Here is an 18,803-nt window from a genome sequence, read left to right on the forward strand (position 1 = left end):
TGCCAGCTCACGAACGTGGTACTCCTATGCGCGCGTATTTCTCTTTCTTGCTCGCGTGTTACTATGAAAACGATGGCGATAACCAACGAGGCTTTCAAGGAATGACGCCCTTAGAACATTATAATAACGATCTGACCCACCACCATTTTATCGAAGACCCCGCGCAACGTATGGCGGTCGAGAAACTTGATGAGCTCTACCACCGTTTACTCGCTCATCCTATAACCTCCACTACGCCGGAAAAGCGCRGCTGGTTGCCTTGGCGAAAGCGCGAACCGGCCTCTGTAACCCCAGTAAAAGGCCTATACTTTTGGGGCGGTGTGGGACGCGGGAAAACCTATTTAATGGATACGTTTTTTCACGCACTCCCTTTTGATAACAAAATGCGCATGCACTTTCATCGCTTTATGCATCGGGTACATCAAGAGCTAAGAATACTGGATGGCGAAGCGGATCCATTGCCGCACATCGCCGATAAGTTTGCACAAGAAACCCGCGTGCTGTGTTTTGACGAATTCTTTGTCTCGGACATTACCGATGCCATGATCTTAGGGACCCTGATGGAAGCGCTATTTGCCCGCGGGATCACCTTGGTTGCGACCTCAAATATCGTGCCTGATGAACTGTATTGGAACGGGTTACAGCGCGCACGCTTTATGCCCGCCATTGACTTAATCAACCAGCACTGTGAGGTGGTCAATGTTGACTCAGGCGTTGATTATCGCCTGCGTACTCTGACCCAAGCGGCTATTTTTTATCACCCGCTTGGCGATACCGCTACCGAGACGATGCAGGCGTATTTCAAAAAACTCAATGGGGAAGGGGGGCAGCGCGACCAAGTGATAGACGTAAATAACCGCCCGCTACATACCATTGAAAGTGGCGATGGCGTGGCGCATTTTAGTTTTGCTGAGCTGTGTCAGTCCGCCCGCAGTCAAACCGACTACATGGAAATTGCGCGGCTTTATCACACGGTATTAGTCGCTGACATGCCGCAATTACACAGTACACAAGACGATGCTGCGCGTCGGTTTATTGCGCTGGTAGACGAGTTTTATGAGCGTAGCGTCAAACTCATTATTTCAGCGGCGGTGCCACTCGATAGCCTCTATGATGGCGACCGTTTAGCGTTTGAGTTTAAGCGTTGCCAGTCACGCCTGATTGAAATGCAAAGCCATGACTATCTCGCATTGCCTCATTTGCCCTAAGGCTGTCTGCTGGCGAACAGTCAAACAATAACCAACTGAGAAAAACGGCGGAATTTTTTTGCGAAAAGGAGGTGATTTTTTCTCCACTCTTCCCTATAATCTCGCGACCCACCGTTACTGTTGAAAGGCTTTGGCCGGGTGTACCACCACTCGAAGGGGTGATGTATGGACGCTTAACAGTGGGAGCTTAGGCTCCTGAAGTGAAACTTATTAATCGGGTAATTATTAGCATGAAAACTTTCGTTGCTAAACCAGAAACTGTAAAACGCGACTGGTTCGTTGTAGACGCTGAAGGCAAAACGCTAGGCCGTCTGGCCACTGAAATTGCAACGCGTCTGCGTGGCAAGCACAAGCCAGAGTACACGCCTCACGTTGACACTGGTGACTACATTGTTGTTATCAACGCTGAAAAAGTGGCTGTAACTGGCCGCAAAAAGTCTGACAAGATGTACTACAGCCACACTGGCTACATTGGTGGCATCAAGTCAATCAGCTTTGAAAAACTGATCGCGCAAAAACCTGAGCTGGTGATTGAAAAAGCCGTTAAAGGTATGTTGCCACGCGGTCCTCTAGGTCGTGCTATGTACCGTAAACTGAAAGTTTACGCAGGTTCTGAGCACAAGCACGCGGCACAACAACCGCAAGTACTAGACATCTAAGAGGAATAAAGCAATGGCAGAACAATACTACGGCACCGGCCGTCGCAAAAGCTCCGCAGCTCGTGTCTTCATCAAGCCGGGTAGCGGCAACATCGAGATCAACAAGCGTTCTCTCGACACTTACTTCGGTCGTGAAACCGCTCGCATGGTTGTTCGTCAGCCACTTGAGCTGGTAGAAATGACTGAGAAGCTTGACCTGTACATCACCGTTTCTGGTGGTGGTATCTCTGGTCAAGCAGGCGCAATCCGTCACGGCATTACTCGTGCCTTGATGGAGTATGACGAGTCACTACGTCCTGCACTACGTGCAGCTGGCTTTGTGACGCGTGATGCGCGTAAAGTTGAGCGTAAGAAAGTGGGTCTTCGTAAAGCACGTCGTAGCCCGCAGTTCTCGAAGCGTTAATCGACATTATCGTCAGATTTGCTACAAAAAGCCTGGTGTTCACGCCAGGCTTTTTTTATGCAATTTTTTCTGATGCAATAAGGTAGGGTATACCCCTTTATTTCCTTTTAAAACAGTGTATAAGCGCGCACTTTCCAACATTTTTATTACCCTTTACATAATTCTGTGCACACAGCTCACATTTGTTACAAAAAGGTAGCTTTATCTTGTCAAAAAGTAGGGTTTTCTCTATCATCTAGCCGACGTAATAGCAGCTAAGATTTAATCGAACTGATCCCAGTCAGCCGTTATTACATATTCGTTTTTAAGTAAGCCGTACGCTCCATGGACGCAAAGGACAAAATAAAAATCCAAGCGGGAGCACATGGGAGAATGTTGGATGAGCAATGCGCCAGTGAATACCGGCCGACGCCGCTTCCTGACTGCGACGACGTCAGTTGTTGGCGGTTTAGGGGCCGTAGCAGTTGCCGTGCCTTTTATTAAGTCATGGAACCCAAGCGCGAAAGCCAAAGCGGCGGGCGCGCCGGTCGAAGTCGATATCAGTAAGCTGCAAGACGGACAAATGATCCGTGTCGAGTGGCGAGGAAAACCTGTGTGGATTGTGCGCCGTAGCGACGCCGTGGTTGAGGAGCTTTCAAGCTTTGAAGACCAATTGCGCGATCCGCAATCAGCACAGCCGCAACAACCGGAATATGCAACCAACCAGCTCCGCTCTATTAAACCTGAAATTTTTGTCGCGGTTGGTATCTGCACCCATCTTGGTTGTTCACCAACCTATCTACCAGACAGCTTCAGTGAGCAGGTGAGTGGGGTGAAAGCCGGGTTCTTTTGTCCGTGTCATGGGTCGAAATTTGACATGGCAGGACGCGTCTTTCAAAACGTACCTGCGCCACTTAACCTGGTCGTTCCACCTTATATGTACTTGGACGACAAGCGAGTGCTGGTGGGACAAGATGAGGGGGCTGCGTAATGGAAAGTTTTGCTAACTGGGTTGAGAAACGTCTTCCCGCGATGAATGCCTATCGCAAGCACATGACCGAGTACCCAATGCCGAAGAACTTTAACTTCTGGTATATGTTTGGTGTGCTCGCGATGATTGTTCTGGTTAACCAAATTCTGACCGGGATTTGGCTAACYATGAACTATGTCCCTTCAGCGGAAGGCGCGTTTGCCTCTGTTGAATACATCATGCGTGATGTCGAGTACGGTTGGCTGCTCCGATATATGCACTCCACTGGGGCCTCCGCATTCTTCGTGGTGGTGTACCTGCACATGTTCCGCGGCCTTATTTATGGCTCTTATCAGAAGCCGCGTGAGCTACTGTGGCTGTTTGGGATGCTGATCTTCTTGGTATTAATGGCAGAAGCGTTCATGGGCTACCTGCTGCCATGGGGGCAGATGTCTTACTGGGGAGCACAGGTTATCATCTCCTTGTTTGGTGCGATTCCTGTGATTGGTGATGACTTAACGCTTTGGATCCGCGGTGATTACGTGGTATCAGGCGCAACCTTGAACCGCTTCTTTGCGCTTCACGTGGTGGCCTTGCCGATTGTCTTGCTGTTGTTAGTCGCGTTGCACGTGCTAGCGTTGCACGAAGTGGGCTCCAACAACCCAGATGGTATCGACACCAAACTGCCTAAAGGCGAAGCGGATGACGATGGCCAGCAGTCACAGTTTACATTTCACCCTGATTACACCAAAAAATATAAGATCATTGACTCGATTCCTTTCCATCCATACGGCACGGTGAAAGATCTCATTGGCGTGGGTGTGTTTGGTATCTTGTTCGCGTATGTGATTTTCTTTAACCCTGAGATGGGCGGTTACTTCCTTGAGCCACCGAACTTTGAGGCCGCRAACCCGCTGAAGACCCCTGAGCATATTGCTCCGGTTTGGTACTTCACGCCTTTCTATGCAATTTTGCGTGCAATTCCTGACAAGCTGATTGGTGTTATCGCCATGGGTGCGTCGATTGTGGTGCTGTTCTTGTTGCCATGGTTAGATCGTTGTCGCGTGCGTTCGTATCGCTACCGTAGCAAACTGCATTTGGCAAACATTGTGCAATTTGTGATTGCGTTTGTAGCTCTCGGCATTCTGGGCGCGTTGCCAGCGACTCCAACGTACACCTTGCTGGCGCAGATCTTCAGCTTCTGTTACTTCATGTTCTTTGTGCTGTTGTTCTTCTACAGCAAAAATGAGGCAACAAAACCGCTACCAGAGAGGGTGACATTCAAATGAGAAAATGGATTGTAATCTTGTGCGCGCTGTTGCCCTCTTTGGCAATGGCCGCGGGCGGTAACGTTCACTTGGACGACGCCAACAACGATTTAACGGATAAAGCCTCATTRCAACGTGGCGCAAAAATGTTCATGAACTACTGCTTCGGCTGTCATGCCACGCAGTATCAGCGCTATCAGCGTGTCGCAGAAGATCTGAACATTCCAMAAGACTTGATGGAAGAACACCTGATTGTCGACAAGAATGCGGACTATGGTGAGTTAATGACTAACGCCATGAGYCAAGAGTCGGGTGCACAGTACTTCGGTGCGCCAGCGCCTGACTTGACGCTGGTCGCGCGTGTACGTGGTACTGACTGGMTCTATACCTATCTGCGTTCATTCTATGTTGAYCCATCGCGTCCGTTTGGCGTGAACAATACGGTATTCCCTAACGTGGGCATGCCGCATGTGCTTGAAGAGCTTCAAGGCACCCCACGTAAAGTGTACGAAACACGCATGGTGGATGGTGAGCCGGTTGAGGAATTTGTCGGTCTGCARTCTGACGGCAATGGCGAGCTGAGYRAGGGCGAGTATGATAATGCCGTCCGAGACTTGGTCAATTTYCTCGAGTATTCCGGTGAGCCGGTGAAGCTTGAGCGCCAGCAACTCGGTTGGTGGGTGATCGGTTTCTTCGTGGTATTCTTGATTTTGGCTTACTTCCTYAAGAAAGAATATTGGCGCGATGTGCACTGATCGGTTAATCTAGTGTGTTGCTAATCCGCAATGGGGRCTTKKAGTCCCCATTGCTTTCTATTGATATTGAACATCCTGGAGGGGTTGATGGCTGTTGCTGCCAATAAACGCTCGGTGATGACGTTATTCTCTGACGCATCTGATTTATATAGTCATCAGGTACGCATCGTCCTCGCAGAGAAAGGTGTCAGTGTAGAAATCGAGCTGGTGGATCCGAATAATCTGCCAGAAGATCTGGTTGACTTAAATCCTTATAACTCTGTTCCAACCTTGATTGACCGTGAGTTAGCGCTGTATAACGCAGACATCATCATGGAATACTTGGATGAGCGTTTCCCTCACCCGCCATTGATGCCGGTTTATCCTGTCGCGCGTGCACAAAGCCGCTTGATGATGTATCGCATTAAGCGTAACTGGTATACCTTGGTGGATCAGATCATGCAGGGCAGTGCGGATGAGGCGGATAAAGCCCGTAAGCAATTACGTGAAGAGCTCCTGGCTCTGGCGCCTGTCTTTGCCGAAGATCCTTACTTCTTAAGTGAAGAATTTAGCCTTGTTGATTGCTACTTAGCGCCACTTTTATGGCGTTTACCTGCACTGGGTATTGAACTGACCGGTCAGGGCTCAAAGCAAGTCAAAGACTACATGACGCGTCTGTTTGAGCGTGATTCGTTTCTCGCCTCACTGACAGAAGCTGAACGTGAAATGCGACTAACAGGTCAATAATGTCTACATCTGAATTTGCCATGACACCGCGCCGTCCTTATTTGGTTCGGGCGTTTTACGACTGGTTACTGGACAACGATCTTACGCCACACATTGTGGTCGATGCGACCTTACCAGGGACGCAAGTACCGTTTGATTACGTCAAAGACGGGCAAATTGTACTGAACATCGCCCCTCGAGCAGTCGGTAATCTTGAACTCAGTAACGAGCATGTGTGCTTTAACGCGCGCTTTGGCGGTAAACCGCAGCAAGTGATGGTGCCAATGGCAGCCGTGCTTGCACTGTATGCGCGTGAAAATGGCGCCGGGACCATGTTTGAAATGGAGCCTGCCTACGCCAACGCTGATGACGAGATGTTCGAGGACGAGACGTTCGAGCCGGCACCGACCGAAGAGGACGAGCCATCGCTTGTCTCTGTTGACAGTGTTGACGATCCAGACGCACTGCCACAGGCAGATGACGAACCAGAAGCGCCAGCGGCGCCGAGTAAAAAAGGCAAGCCGACGCTTACCGTGGTGAAATAACCACTTGGCAGGTTAAACGATGACAAAAAACCAGCATCTCGATGCTGGTTTTTTTATGTGTTACGCGCGCGGCAGGCGCAGTGCAAGCGCGCCCGAAACCGAGCGCCCTCGCACTAGGGCTAGACAGAGAGGACTAGTGACGCTCGGTCATGATCTCGCGTGAGAATACCTTCTCACAGTACTTGCAGCAGAGCTTCACATCGTCGGCCTCCGTGAGCACTCGGAATGAGCTATCGACAGCCGGCTCGCCATGGGTAATGCAGTTAGAGTTTGGGCAGCTAAACACCCCTTGAATCACCTCAGGCAATGTCAGCGGCAGCTTGGCGACCACTTGATAATCTTCAATTTGATTCACCGTTGCCTGTGGCGCGTACAGGGCAAGCTGACTGGCTTGATCTTCGCTGATCACCACGTTCTCGATTTTGATCAAATCTTTACTGCCGAGCGCCGACGAAGGCAGATTCAAACCAATGGTGATCCGCTGATCGCTACCATGCATTTGAAACAGGTTTAAGATCTTAAAGCCAATGTGCGCGGGGATATGATCAATCACAGTGCCGTGGCAGATCGCTTCGACTTGTAGTTTATTATCCGTGCTCATTTTGCAACTCCTTCAACCTGTTCATTTAATACCAGCGCGAGTAGAGCCTCTCGGGCATACACCCCATTTTCTGCTTGCTCAAAGTAATACGCGTGCGGGGTTTTATCGACATCAACGGTAATTTCATCCACGCGTGGCAGCGGATGCATCACCTTCATATTCGGCTTGGCATCACGCAGCATGCCGGCACTTAAAATAAACGCTGATTTAATGTGGGCGTATTCTGACTCATCAAAACGCTCTTTCTGCACACGCGTCATATACAAAACATCGAGCTCTGGCACCACATCGCTAATGCTACTGTGTAGGCTATAAGGGTGGCCGCCCGCGGCAAGCTCATCAAGTAGATGCTCTGGCATGGCGAGTGCATCCGGGGCGATGTAAAAGAAGCGGTTGCCCTCGAACTTTGATAACGCCTGGGTCAGCGAATGCACGGTACGGCCATATTTGAGATCTCCCACCATGGCGATATTTAAGTTATCCAAGCGGCCCTGGGTTTCGTAAATCGAGAACAAATCGAGCAAGGTTTGAGTCGGATGCTGATTCGCGCCGTCGCCACCGTTCACCACCGGTACGCCTTCAGAAAACTCAGACGCTAATCGCGCAGCGCCTTCTTTTGGGTGACGCATGACAAAGCCATCAACGTAAGAAGAAATCACACGGACCGAATCGGCCAAGGTTTCGCCTTTTTTGCCTGACGAGGTATTGCCGCCGTCGGGAAAGCCAATTACCGAGCCGCCAAGGCGCTGAATCGCGGTTTCAAACGATAACCGCGTGCGAGTTGACGCTTCAAAAAAGCAGCTAGCAATCACTTTATTTTTTAACAGCGTCGGGTTCGGGCGAGCTTTAAGTTCGCCCGCCGTGGCAACGATTAACTCTAGCTCGTCGCGGCTGAGCTCGGGAATGGAAATAATATGTTTGTGATAAAGCGTATTGGCCATAACGCGAGTCCCTTTCTTTGCAGTGTGCTACAGGCAAAAAAAAACCTCCGAAACGGAGGCTTTTACGATCACGACCAATGCGAATGCCGTCCCGCGATGGGGCGGATAAATCGCTGTTTGTGGGTGGAATAACCAACATAATTTCTGGCCGTGTAGTGAAATCTGGCCGAATTATACGCCCCTATTTGTGCTGTGCAAGCAAAAGTGCAATCGTTTACGCGCTTGCTTTGACGAGTGTGGCAATCATCACAGCCTTGATGGTATGGAGGCGGTTCTCGGCTTGATCAAAGACGATCGACTGCGCCGATTCAAATACCGCGTCGGTCACTTCCAGGCCATTGAGCCCGTATTGATCGGCAATTTGTTTACCCACGCCGGTCTCGTCATTATGAAACGCGGGCAAGCAGTGCATGAACTTGGCATCTGAGTTCTCGGTGGCGGCTATCAAACCGGGGTTGACTTGATAAGGGGTGAGATCCGCCACCCGCTGTGCCCAAACCGATTCTGGCTCGCCCATCGACACCCAGATGTCGGTATAAATAAAATCACAGCCTTTCACCGCCGCCGTATCTTCCGTGAGTGTGATCGTTGCTCCAGTACTGGCGGCAATATCTTGGCAGGTGGCAATCAAATCCGCCTCAGGCCAATAGGCTTTAGGACCAATCAAGCGTAAATCCATCCCCATTTTGGCCGCGCCCACCATCAACGAATTGCCCATGTTATTGCGCGCATCACCCACATACGCAAAGGCGATTTGATTGAGCGGCTTGTCACTGTGCGCTTGCATGGTGAGTAAATCCGCCAGCACTTGAGTGGGGTGAAAGTCATCGGTAAGGCCATTCCACACCGGCACACCAGCATGGGCGGCTAAGGTTTCCACCACCTCTTGACCAAACCCACGATACTGAATGCCATCGTACATTCTCCCTAACACCCGCGCGGTGTCCTTCATGGTCTCTTTATGGCCAATTTGGCTGCCGCTGGGGCCGAGATACGTAACTTGTGCGCCTTGATCAAACGCCGCCACTTCAAACGCACAGCGGGTGCGGGTTGAGGTTTTCTCAAAAATCAGCGCGATGTTTTTGCCCGTTAGCTGTGGAGTTTCCTCACCACGGGCTTTGGCCGCTTTAAGGGCGGCGGCATCATCAATCAGATCGTGGATTTGCTGAGGTGACAAGTCGAGTAAGGTGAGCAGTGATTGCTGGTAGAGGTCGCTTTTCATATTTATCCCTAAATGACGCGCTAAATTGAATATTAAATCGATATTTGTGTTTAATTATTCTTTGATGGTAAAGCGCGTGTCAACAAGATGCAAGCGACAAAACCGAGATTAAAGGCTATCAATTAATCATTAACACACCGTTTTGAAGGTTTTCTGACCGCAGGAGGGGGATTTAATCAAGGACTGACAAAGCTGATAAATTGGCGACAAACGACACAATCCTTTTACCGCCTTATAGCGAGGGAATGACAGGGCAGTGCGACGAGTGCGAGATAGTGTTTCTGTCCTCAAGGGCAACGACACTATTAGGAAGGAGAACACCATGAAAACACACAACCAAGCACTGACTCTGAGCGCACTGATGATGATAGTTGGCCTAGCGGGCCCGGCAATGGCGAATGACGAGCCGATGCAGCCTGCAGACGGCCAGCCAGCGGTGACTTGCCCTGAAGGTGGCACGGATTGCGACACCCAGCCAATACCAGAAGACGACAACAGCGCCTGGCCACCGGAAGAAGAAACCTGGCCCGCCGATGACAACAGCGAAGACCCCGCCATGCAGTAAGTGGTGTCACAGAACTCAGTAAGTAAAGCATGAGTGCCGTCACACTGGCGGCGCTTGTTTTGCCACCACTGCGCTAAGTGCTCAAAAACCATACTGAATTGACCCCCCTTACAACTAGACACCCTGTTTGCCTTCCCCTATAATCCCAATCCACTCGGCCCCTTAGCTCAGTGGTTAGAGCAGTCGACTCATAATCGATTGGTCCCCAGTTCAAGTCTGGGAGGGGCCACCAGTCATAGAAAGGCCTGAGAGGTTAGTAACTACTCAGGCCTTTTGCTTTTTATTTTGCTGTGTAGCACATATGTAGCAAATGAATCGCCATAAAAGGTCCTGTTGATTCGCACTCCCCACCTGCCATACCCATTCTCAGGTTCGATATCAGTGATAGCTTGCTTGAGCACAGCTTTCGAATAGACCGTCTTTTGTACCCATATCACAAAACATGTGCCATCTAACATTTTGGATAACAGCGCACGAAAACCAAAACAGCCCCTGATACACTAGCCCCAAATCTACCAACTCGATGGCGTGTTAGGTGCCGACAACTGATCGGCGGTAGCATGGCTAAACACTGAATGCTTAACCAGCTTATCTACTAGATACAACCAAATGCGTGCACGTTTATCCGTGATCGATTCACACTATCCCAGAACGGATGATTAAAAGAGTGCGTATAATGGTTTTGGGAAATCACGCATACGCACTAGTACAATGTTAGGCATCCGACTTATATCATCTGATTTTAAGAGGTATCAATGGCTATCAGAAAAAAGAAGAATGAGATAAAACGGCTCATTGCGGCCTTTGAAGAACAAGCAAATAAGTTTCATGATTTGAAGCTAAGTACTGTCTATAGAAAAAAGAACAAAATTGTTAATGAGCGACAGTTTGATAAACAAAATCATATAATAATGCTTTGGCAATACTATGGGGTAATGTCTGATACCCATAAACTTACAATAGATGTGATTAATAGGCATGAAATTTGGGGTGTACTTGGTGCTGAACTATCTGCTTATTCACTTCTAGAAGGCGAAACTTGCCATTTATTTATTCGTATGGCAAACAGGGCTGGCGCACTGTTCTCTGAAAAAGAGAGAGAGAAAATTAAAAGTAAGCAGCTTGAAGAGCTTGTAGAAGAAGGCATGAGTAACCCTGAAGGCAAGCCTGTTTGTACTCACAATACTGCAAATGCATCTATTTGGCTCCACTATCTGCTTTATTTTATTTCTAAAATTAGACCTAACAGTGCAGACCTTGCTCGTATTGACATAGACCCATTTACACTTTCATTAATGGCACTCGAAGACCTTCTGGAAAACGAAATTATTCAAAAAATAGATAAATCCACCACCAAACTTGAAGACATTAATTTTAAAGTTGCATTATCTTTTCCTGGAGAAAAAAGACCATATGTCGCCAATGTCGTTGAAAAGCTAAAACGAGTCTTCGGCACTGACTCTATTTTCTATGACTTCGATTATCAATCTCAATTAGCAAGACCTAATCTGGATACATATTTGCAGAGCATTTATCGAGATCAGGCTGATCTAGTAGTTGTTTTTCTGTGTGAAGACTACATCAAAAAGCAGTGGTGTGGCTTAGAATGGAGAGCTATTAGAGACATAATCAAACATAAGGAAGATGATAAGGTTATGTTTATAAATTTTGATAATGCAAATGTTGAAGGCGTGTTTTCTATTGATGGCTATATAGATGCAACCTACCACGACGAAAACAGCGTTGCACAGTTTATAACCGAGAGAGTTAATCTTTTTGCAGATAATGCCTAATAAGCAATTTAAGAGTGATTCAGCACGCTTGGCATTTTTGGTTTGGGTTGAGTTTAGTGTTTACAGTGATCAAATCAAGTATCGTGGTCGCGTGCTTCATACCTTAATTGGACGTTAAGCCTCAAAGGAGACCTCATGGAACAAATGTTCGCAGATGAAATAGTACGGTTGATTGTAGCCGCTATTATTTTTATCCCTCCACTATGGAAAATATTCAAGAAAGCAGGCTTTAGTCCTTGGGGTTCGCTTCTTGTACTTATCCCACCTTTTGGTGTTGGCGTCTTAGTAGTAGCGCTAGTTCTAGGTTATAGAAAATGGCCAAATGGCAAGGAGGCATAGCATGGGTGGCATTAGCATTTGGCAAATAATAATAATTCTTATCATGCTTGGCCTTAGCGTAGCTTGGACACTGTTAATCGCACGCATCGTAGGGAAAGCTGGTTTTAATAAATGGTGGGCGATAATGTCTCTCGTTCCACTCCTAAACATAATTTTTATGTGGGTCTTTGCTTTCAAAAAATGGCCCGTGCAAGAACCAGAGGCTTAACAAGTTTGGCAAGCGGGACAAATTTAAGCGAGGCTTCGCCACAAATTTTCCCCTTCCAAAGGCGTTAAGCTGCTTGGTAAGGGTTAGGAATATTAGGGAATACAATTGGCTCTACTCAAAAAATCACAACTATTAAACGTCTACAATAACCGTCAAGCATACCTTATCGACGAGGCGGGAGAGAGGGGGTTCGCGAAGAAGAAGCTCGAAGAATCAGCTAAATCGTTCTCGTTTGCTGAAAGCTATGACATTTTTCTCTCACATTCCTTCGATGATGCGAGAGTGGTGAAAATAGTAAAAGAGTTGCTAGAAGAGAGTGGTTACAGCGTCTATGTGGACTGGATAGAAGATAACCATCTAGATCGTGGTGAAGTGTCCCCCGAAACTGCAGCAGTTCTTCGAAATAGAATGAACAGTTGCTCCTCACTAATCTATTTGACATCGCCGTCAGCGGAAAAATCCCTTTGGATGCCTTGGGAACTTGGATACATGGATGCAAAAACTGGTCGAGTCTCTGTTGCGCCAATAGTCGGAGATGACGAGCAATTTGAAGGTAGAGAGTATTTAGGCATGTATCCCTACTTGGATCTGACTATGGATAAATTCTATGTCCACAAAAGATCGAACGAATGGGTTAATTTAGATGGCTGGATGCGAGGAGAAAACCCAAAAGTTTTCAAATAGTGAGGAAATATATGGCAAAGAGGGTGTTTTTCAGCTTTCATTATAAAGACGTTGCTGAGTTTAGGGCTAATGTTGTTAGAAACCATTGGAGGTTTAAGCTTAGCCGTGAAATAGCTGGTTATCACGATGCTTCAATATGGGAGAGCGCAAAAAAACAAGGTGACGTTGCGCTCAAAAGACTAATAAATTCTGGCTTAGAAAGGACTTCGAATACGTGTGTTCTAATAGGCAGCCAGACGTATGAGCGACCGTGGGTAAGATACGAAATCCTGAAAAGCTTCAAAAGGGGGAATAATATCATTGGCGTTCATGTAAATTCAATAAAATGCAGGAGCCAACAGACTAAAATAAAGGGGCCAAACCCATTAGAGTATGTAGGGGTTACCTTTTCTGATTCTGGTTTGACAGCCACTCTATGGGAGAAAATAAATGAAAACTGGGTGAAATACGATAAAATTGATGGATCTGCATCTTATCGAGTTGAAGTCGCTCAAAAATATAGAGGAAATGGTTACAATCTCGGTAACTTTTTTAACGTATATGATTGGGTGTCTGATAACGGATACAATAACTTCGCGAGTTGGATATAGCAATGTCGAACCCAAACGTACTAACCGAAGAATCACCATCGGTTCAAGCTCACCTGCAAATTATGCAGGGCGTAATTAATCGGATGGCTGCAAATAGTACAGCATCAAAGACGTGGTGTATCACGATCGTGTCAGCGATACTGGTTTTGGTTGCCGACAAAAGCAAGCCAGAATATGCATTTATAGCGTTACTGCCTATTTTGCTATTCTTGGCCCTAGATTCATATTATTTGGCGCTCGAAAAAGCATTTAGAGATTCCTACAACGAATTTATTGGTAAGCTTCATGAACAAAGGATTTGTTCAGAGGATCTATATTCTGTTGTGGCAAAAGGGAATATGACAAATCATCAAATAGCTGCATTAAAATCGTTTTCTGTGTGGGGGTTTTACGTGTGCCTCGGAGTAATGGTTTATTTGGCTAAAGAACTCGTACTTTAGCGCACTAAGGTTTGGCGCTTAACAAACGCATGTTGCCGGACTGGTTTATCGCTGTGCTCCAAACCATTCGCAAATGCGGGCTACGTGGATTCCCCCGTTCGTCAAGCATCCGTGAAGCGTATTGAGTTTGGTTTGGACTGCCGCTCTACATTCGGCTTTTTACTGACTCACGTCATGGCCCTGATGACATTGTGCGGTTGCAGTGTCTAATTTGTTAGGAGGCATCAAGGTGCCCGCCGTATTAACAGGCTCTATGCAAATGGTATTCACCGGTACTCATCAACTTGAGTATGCAATGATTCTGTTGGCGTAGTTCGTTATATGGCAGGAATATAACGAACRATAAAATATATCAATATGAAAGAATCGAAAATTAATTTTTGGTTAGATTTTCATCTCATATCGAGCAGCTTTTCAAAGCTACTTTGACGCTAAACATATCAAACTTCCAAAAATACAGTTATTCACAGAACTCCAAGTAAAAGCGCATCTGTCTTCAAGACAGATGCCATTCGTTGGTGCGGGTGATGATGGCCTTTCCGCCTGCTGAGATGCCTTTAAGCACATTTAAAAGCTCGTCTTCGCTATACATGGACGTTTTCACCACGCCTGTATCAGTATCAAAAGCCAGCTCATAATGAGGGGCTATAGCTTGCTCTGTGCGCTTGCAGAATACGCCACCCATCAGATCTGTAAAGCTTTTCCAGTTGCCTTTGTCGGCTGCGTCGTGGATATCTTGCACTAGCTGACTTTCTGCCATCATTGCCTTTAAGCGGCGTAATTCACGCCAAACCGTCACCGAACACCCTCCCAGTTGTTGAAATTGGCGAATGCTCCAGCATGCCGCCCATGCATCGACGCGCGCCGCTGCACATTTCGGGTCTTCACCGTAGATACCTGCATCAAGATGATCACCGTCGATGTTTTTTGAGATGTATTTCGCGATATACCCCGTCGCTGAGCCCTTGTTAGGGTCAATCTTTACTTCCGTAAAGCGGTGCTGCTCGGCGCCTGTTTCGTCGCCATCTTCCCGTAAAGCGTAATCTCTCATGGTAGTGATGAGGGTGTCGTAATGCGCAGGTTCGACGAACAACAATAAATGCCAATGGGGTGTACCGTCGTGCTGTGGCTCCACAACGCGAAAGCCATAGAATCGCACTTCCTCGCGCTGTAGCTTGGCACGCATAAGTTTCCAAATATCATTGAGGTAATCCTGAGCCTCAGCAGGCGTATAGCCTCCCCATTTCGGGTTTTCATCGCCCGTTGTCGCATAGCTGCGGTGGTATTTAGACGGGCAAGTAATAGTGAGAAAGGTCGCCACATGGCCGAGCTCATTGGCTAGGTCTTCAAAGCCTCGCGCCCTCACCATGAGCTCGGTTTTGCGAATTTTCGGATCAGCAACGCCCTTTTTCGATAACTCCAGCAGGCTAAAGCTTTGCCCTAGTTGATTGGTAACAGTCGTGTTCGCAAGGTATTGCTCTTGGTGAAACTTTTGAGAAGCGCGGGCGCTTAGGGTTTCTTCGGAGCAGTAGATAGACTTGCGACGGTTTACCTCATTGAGGTGTCGCATCACGGTTTCAATGTTCTTACGCTGGGCTTTTCGCAGCTTGCGCAGCCACCATGATTTATCGGACATACGACGCAGCCGACCTTCTAGGGTGTATTTTTCCTCATCGGGAGGCAGCACGCCAAAGCTGGTACAAAGGGCGTGAAGGGTTGCGATTGTTTGCTGTTCGTCCCCCATTAATTCACGCCTAATCGCCAGTGCGGAATCAACAAGGTTTTCCGCTTCTTCTCGCAAGGCGTCTTCTGAGATATTGAGATTTAGCTTTTCGGGCGACACGGTGAGCTTGCTCATCAGGCTGTCGGTGAGCTCGCGTAGGTAGGTGTTTCGCGCTTGCTTGTTGGAAATGGCGCGATAGTGTTTGAACAGGATTTTTTGCGCTTTATCCGGCAAGCGGCAAAGGCGCTCTTTGACGAACGCCTTATCATCCCAGTCAATTTGAGCAAATTCAGTTTCAGGAATGGCTATCATCCAATGCCCTCCCTGCTGGTGTGAGCTCAAAAACATACCACTTGATACCGTAGGAGTAGGTGGTTCGGTACGTGATGAGCTTTTCTCGATAAAGCTTAAAGACAGTGCGTGGGTTTAATTTCATATCAAACCCTGTTGAGCCAATGTATCCGGCCTGATTGACGCGATAATCGGCACATAGCTCAAACCAATGCCCCGCTTGCATCGCACGGATAACCGATTGTTGATGTTTATTCAGCTTAGGCATGCTCACGCTCTCCGTAGCTGAGGTGTGCCTGTTTGCGGTGCTGATCTAACCAGTTATCCAAATCTTCTTTTAGGTAACGTACCGCTCGGCCAATTTTGATAAATGGTGGCGCTTCGGTGCGGTTGAGTCGGTGGCCCTCCATGCGTGATTGACGCAGGAAAGAACGGCTCATGCCGATATAAGCAGCGGTTTCTTGTTCTGTGTATGCGCGTTTTTGGGTGTGTTCAGTGTGCATAACGATATCTCCGTGTGTTCGTTGGGAGATACCGTAACCGTCCCAACTAGCTTGGGACGCTGGTTGGGACGCTGGTTGGGAGAGTTTTTAGCTAAAGCATTTTACGTACCGCTGAGACGTAGTTGCAGAAGGTTTTGTAACTCAACCTTCTCATCTTATCTCCTCGGCCAAACCATTTGATATCGTCACGGTTTATTTCCGAAATGATGCCGTCTTCGTCAATCTGGTGAGCGTTGTTTTCATGATCTCGCCTAACGGCATACCATACCTTGAGAGCGTCAGCGTCTCGATCCCCTGCCAATACTTTTCGAATCATGATTTTGAAGGGGTTGGTTTCAATTTTGCTCATATCAGGGACAGAAATGCTTCGGCCTGTTTCGCCCTCAGGGCGTAGGCCAAAGGCGGCATTGACGGCCTGAAAATCAAACCGTAATTGGTCAGTATCTATCGCCAATGGCTTGGCCTCTAACGCCCTACCTGTTTTGGCTAGGGCGTCCCATAGGCCTGAAAATCCCTGACGATTCCATTCCTCTGGGCCTGCTTGGGCCAGTTGCCTAGCTTCTTGTCCATAGGTCGCCTTGGTGCCTATGGCCCCATAGGCCATAAAGGGGGCCATAGGCCTTTGGGGCAGGGAGGATACCCGAGAAAATGGGCCGTTCTCGGCGTCTGGGAAATCGTTTTTGACCTCCCGCCAGTGGCTTACTTGGTCAGGTTCCAATATTTGGGCGTGACGAATAGGGGCGGTTTTTGAATGAACACAGGCTATTGACTGGTCTTGTGTTAGGCCTATTACGCCCTTGTAGGCGAACAGGTTTGCCAGTGCAAGCCTATGGCCCTCTTCGGCCGCAAGCATCGCTCCCATCGATTTTTCATCTACCCATGCGCACAGGGAAAGCTCCCCTTGCTCGACAGCGGCCAATAGGTCGCCTTTGGTGATAGGGGTGACATCGTGGATTTCATCTAGGCGGTAAAAGCGACGGTTTTGCATCTAATACTCTTTATCTGTTATTCCAATTAACATCTATTAGCCACCAATAAGGCTAACAGCCGCAGCCTTATGCTCTGGTGCTAGGTGGGCATATCTTAACGTCATTTTTAGGTCGGCGTGGCCTAGTAGCTCCCGAACGGTATTGAGATCGACGCCTGCCATCACGAGCTTACTGGCAAAATGATGTCGGAGGTCGTGGAAGTTAAAACCTTCAATATTTGCAAGCCCTAATACGGTTCCCCACGGCTTTTTAACGTCGGTAAGCGGTTGGCCGTTTTTGCCCTCAAAGAGGTAGGTGGCCTCGGGGTTTTGCTCTCGCCAGCTTGCCAGTGTGTTATAGGCCTCATTGTTGAGTGGTACTATGCGGCCTTCTTTTGATTTTGCATTCCCGCCGCGCACTTGAAGATAGCGTTCAGAAAAGTAGATATCACGCCATTCGAGGCTGAGTAGTTCGCCTCGGCGTAGCCCTGTGTTGATAGCTAGCAGGATAAGAGGCTCTACATAATCCACGAACGTGACATCATCTAAGCACGGATACAACGAATAATTACGTATAGCCCGATGCTCATTGGCCGAACGGCGAGCTAGGCGAATATCTTGGTCTCGATGCTTGATAGCATGCCGTAATCGCTTCTCTTCCATGTCGGTGAGATAGCGTAGGCGGGTATTGTCGGCCTTGATGGCTTTCACTTTGGTCAGTTCGTGTGATTCGATTAATCCCCATTCAACGGCGCGAGATAATGCGCCTTTAAGTGAGTTCACACTGTGATTAATTGTCGACGCAGCTTTACCCTTTTTCCGTTGCTCACTTCGCCATTTCTCAACTTCCCATGCGGTAATTTGGTCGAGCTCTTTATCCATCAAAAACGCAAAGCGGCTTTTAATGTGGTTCACAATACGCTGGGCCGTTTTCGGATTACGGGTTTGCAAGTAGGGGAGGTATCGCTCGTCTAGGTAAACGGGTAGTTTGAGGTGTTTGCGGCGTTGGCTTTCTTGGCGTGCTTGCTTCCTTTCATCATGCACGTTGTTCCCTTTGGCAACGTCACCTGCCTTTTGTTTAGCAAGGTCACGCGCTTGGGCTGGGGTTAGGTCGTGTGCTGTTCCGAGCTTGTAGTTAACCTGTTTGCCATCATGTCGGTAGTAGAGATAGTAAACAATGCGCCCCGTTGCTGAGATACGAGCATGAAAGCCATGAATCTCGGTATCGTTGATGCGTTTATCCTCAACCGAAAACTGTTTGATACTGCTCGCGGTGATCTTCTTTTTAAGAGGCATGATGCTTTGCGTCCTTGGTGTCTACCCATCGATTCTGTGTAGCATATATGTAGCAAATCAATCATACTTCCATGAATTTAGATGAACAAGGAAAAACAAAGAAAACGATATAAATACATGATATTATTGGGTTAAATTGTTCTTCTTT

Annotated in this window: 22 protein-coding genes and 1 tRNA gene; 15 read left to right on the forward strand and 8 right to left on the reverse strand. The window is 47.9% G+C overall.

Going from position 1 to position 18,803, the window contains the following annotated elements; genetic code table 11:
* Positions 1–101 precede the first annotated feature (101 nt).
* The 8 genes from zapE to sspB all read left to right on the forward strand — a co-directional run bounded on the left by zapE (position 102) and on the right by sspB (position 6,492).
* Complete coding sequence (gene zapE / locus BZG77_RS00300; protein WP_077645830.1) at positions 102–1,208, forward strand: cell division protein ZapE; 1,107 nt, start codon at positions 102–104, stop codon at positions 1,206–1,208.
* Positions 1,209–1,438: 230 nt separating this feature from the next.
* Positions 1,439–1,867 carry a 50S ribosomal protein L13 gene (gene rplM / locus BZG77_RS00305; RefSeq protein ID WP_025674468.1) on the forward strand — a complete coding sequence of 143 codons (429 nt, stop codon included), beginning with the start codon at positions 1,439–1,441 and terminating at the stop codon, positions 1,865–1,867.
* A gap of 13 nt (positions 1,868–1,880) precedes the next feature.
* Complete coding sequence (gene rpsI / locus BZG77_RS00310) at positions 1,881–2,270, forward strand: 30S ribosomal protein S9 (protein WP_021022657.1); 390 nt, start codon at positions 1,881–1,883, stop codon at positions 2,268–2,270.
* 379 nt (positions 2,271–2,649) lie between these two features.
* Entirely contained in the window at positions 2,650–3,240 is a 591-nt protein-coding gene (petA, locus tag BZG77_RS00315; protein WP_077645748.1) for a ubiquinol-cytochrome c reductase iron-sulfur subunit, read from the forward strand.
* Entirely contained in the window at positions 3,240–4,508 is a 1,269-nt protein-coding gene (locus BZG77_RS00320) for a cytochrome b (protein ID WP_077645749.1), read from the forward strand. The genes petA and BZG77_RS00320 overlap by 1 nt, the downstream gene beginning before the upstream one ends.
* Positions 4,505–5,242, forward strand: coding sequence for a cytochrome c1 (locus BZG77_RS00325; protein ID WP_077645750.1), 738 nt, complete (start codon positions 4,505–4,507; stop codon positions 5,240–5,242). Before BZG77_RS00320 ends, BZG77_RS00325 begins: the two co-directional genes overlap by 4 nt.
* A gap of 87 nt (positions 5,243–5,329) precedes the next feature.
* Entirely contained in the window at positions 5,330–5,968 is a 639-nt protein-coding gene (sspA, locus tag BZG77_RS00330; RefSeq protein ID WP_021022653.1) for a stringent starvation protein SspA, read from the forward strand.
* Entirely contained in the window at positions 5,968–6,492 is a 525-nt protein-coding gene (gene sspB / locus BZG77_RS00335) for a ClpXP protease specificity-enhancing factor (protein WP_077459889.1), read from the forward strand. Before sspA ends, sspB begins: the two co-directional genes overlap by 1 nt.
* 133 nt (positions 6,493–6,625) lie before the next feature.
* Here sspB and pyrI read toward each other — a convergent pair whose 3' ends face one another.
* From pyrI to argF, 3 genes are all read right to left on the reverse strand, one after another.
* Positions 6,626–7,093, reverse strand: coding sequence for an aspartate carbamoyltransferase regulatory subunit (pyrI, locus tag BZG77_RS00340; protein ID WP_021022651.1), 468 nt, complete (start codon positions 7,091–7,093; stop codon positions 6,626–6,628).
* Positions 7,090–8,034, reverse strand: coding sequence for an aspartate carbamoyltransferase (gene pyrB, locus BZG77_RS00345; RefSeq protein WP_021022650.1), 945 nt, complete (start codon positions 8,032–8,034; stop codon positions 7,090–7,092). The genes pyrI and pyrB overlap by 4 nt, the downstream gene beginning before the upstream one ends.
* Positions 8,035–8,248: 214 nt before the next feature.
* A complete protein-coding gene (gene argF / locus BZG77_RS00350; protein WP_077645751.1) occupies positions 8,249–9,256 on the reverse strand; it encodes an ornithine carbamoyltransferase in 1,008 nt (335 codons plus the stop codon).
* 322 nt (positions 9,257–9,578) lie between these two features.
* On the opposite strand from argF, the gene BZG77_RS00355 reads away from it, so the two are divergent.
* The 7 genes from BZG77_RS00355 to BZG77_RS00390 all read left to right on the forward strand — a co-directional run bounded on the left by BZG77_RS00355 (position 9,579) and on the right by BZG77_RS00390 (position 13,875).
* Complete coding sequence (locus BZG77_RS00355) at positions 9,579–9,821, forward strand: hypothetical protein (protein ID WP_021022648.1); 243 nt, start codon at positions 9,579–9,581, stop codon at positions 9,819–9,821.
* 156 nt (positions 9,822–9,977) lie between these two features.
* Positions 9,978–10,053 (forward strand) — tRNA-Ile (locus tag BZG77_RS00360).
* A gap of 523 nt (positions 10,054–10,576) precedes the next feature.
* The gene (locus tag BZG77_RS14795) at positions 10,577–11,614 is read left to right on the forward strand and encodes a TIR domain-containing protein (protein WP_158011394.1); all 1,038 of its coding nucleotides are present in this window, start codon (positions 10,577–10,579) and stop codon (positions 11,612–11,614) included.
* 135 nt (positions 11,615–11,749) lie between these two features.
* Complete coding sequence (locus tag BZG77_RS00370) at positions 11,750–11,953, forward strand: hypothetical protein (RefSeq protein WP_077645752.1); 204 nt, start codon at positions 11,750–11,752, stop codon at positions 11,951–11,953.
* Positions 11,954–12,266: 313 nt separating this feature from the next.
* The gene (locus BZG77_RS00380) at positions 12,267–12,845 is read left to right on the forward strand and encodes a toll/interleukin-1 receptor domain-containing protein (RefSeq protein ID WP_158011395.1); all 579 of its coding nucleotides are present in this window, start codon (positions 12,267–12,269) and stop codon (positions 12,843–12,845) included.
* An 11-nt stretch (positions 12,846–12,856) separates the two neighbouring features.
* Positions 12,857–13,435 (forward strand): TIR domain-containing protein, encoded by a 579-nt coding sequence (locus BZG77_RS00385; RefSeq protein ID WP_077645755.1) that lies wholly within the window; start codon positions 12,857–12,859, stop codon positions 13,433–13,435.
* Positions 13,436–13,437: 2 nt separating this feature from the next.
* On the forward strand, positions 13,438–13,875 hold the full coding sequence (locus BZG77_RS00390; protein WP_198532365.1) for a hypothetical protein: 438 nt from the start codon (positions 13,438–13,440) through the stop codon (positions 13,873–13,875).
* A 496-nt stretch (positions 13,876–14,371) separates the two neighbouring features.
* On the opposite strand, the gene BZG77_RS00395 is transcribed toward BZG77_RS00390, so the two are convergent.
* The 5 genes from BZG77_RS00395 to BZG77_RS00415 form a co-directional block, all read right to left on the reverse strand.
* Positions 14,372–15,910 carry a replication endonuclease gene (locus BZG77_RS00395; RefSeq protein WP_077645756.1) on the reverse strand — a complete coding sequence of 513 codons (1,539 nt, stop codon included), beginning with the start codon at positions 15,908–15,910 and terminating at the stop codon, positions 14,372–14,374.
* Positions 15,894–16,157 carry a hypothetical protein gene (locus tag BZG77_RS00400; RefSeq protein ID WP_077645757.1) on the reverse strand — a complete coding sequence of 88 codons (264 nt, stop codon included), beginning with the start codon at positions 16,155–16,157 and terminating at the stop codon, positions 15,894–15,896. The genes BZG77_RS00395 and BZG77_RS00400 overlap by 17 nt, the downstream gene beginning before the upstream one ends.
* Positions 16,150–16,392 (reverse strand): helix-turn-helix transcriptional regulator, encoded by a 243-nt coding sequence (locus BZG77_RS00405; protein ID WP_074213514.1) that lies wholly within the window; start codon positions 16,390–16,392, stop codon positions 16,150–16,152. Before BZG77_RS00405 ends, BZG77_RS00400 begins: the two co-directional genes overlap by 8 nt.
* Positions 16,393–16,483: 91 nt before the next feature.
* Positions 16,484–17,380: a hypothetical protein gene (locus BZG77_RS00410; RefSeq protein ID WP_077645758.1), complete on the reverse strand. Its 897-nt coding sequence runs from the start codon at positions 17,378–17,380 to the stop codon at positions 16,484–16,486.
* A gap of 36 nt (positions 17,381–17,416) precedes the next feature.
* Positions 17,417–18,655 (reverse strand): site-specific integrase, encoded by a 1,239-nt coding sequence (locus BZG77_RS00415; RefSeq protein WP_077645759.1) that lies wholly within the window; start codon positions 18,653–18,655, stop codon positions 17,417–17,419.
* Between the last annotated feature and the right edge of the window lie 148 nt (positions 18,656–18,803).

It is taken from the genome of Salinivibrio sp. IB643, from assembly GCF_001996105.1.
Classification (GTDB): Bacteria; Pseudomonadota; Gammaproteobacteria; order Enterobacterales; family Vibrionaceae; genus Salinivibrio; species Salinivibrio costicola.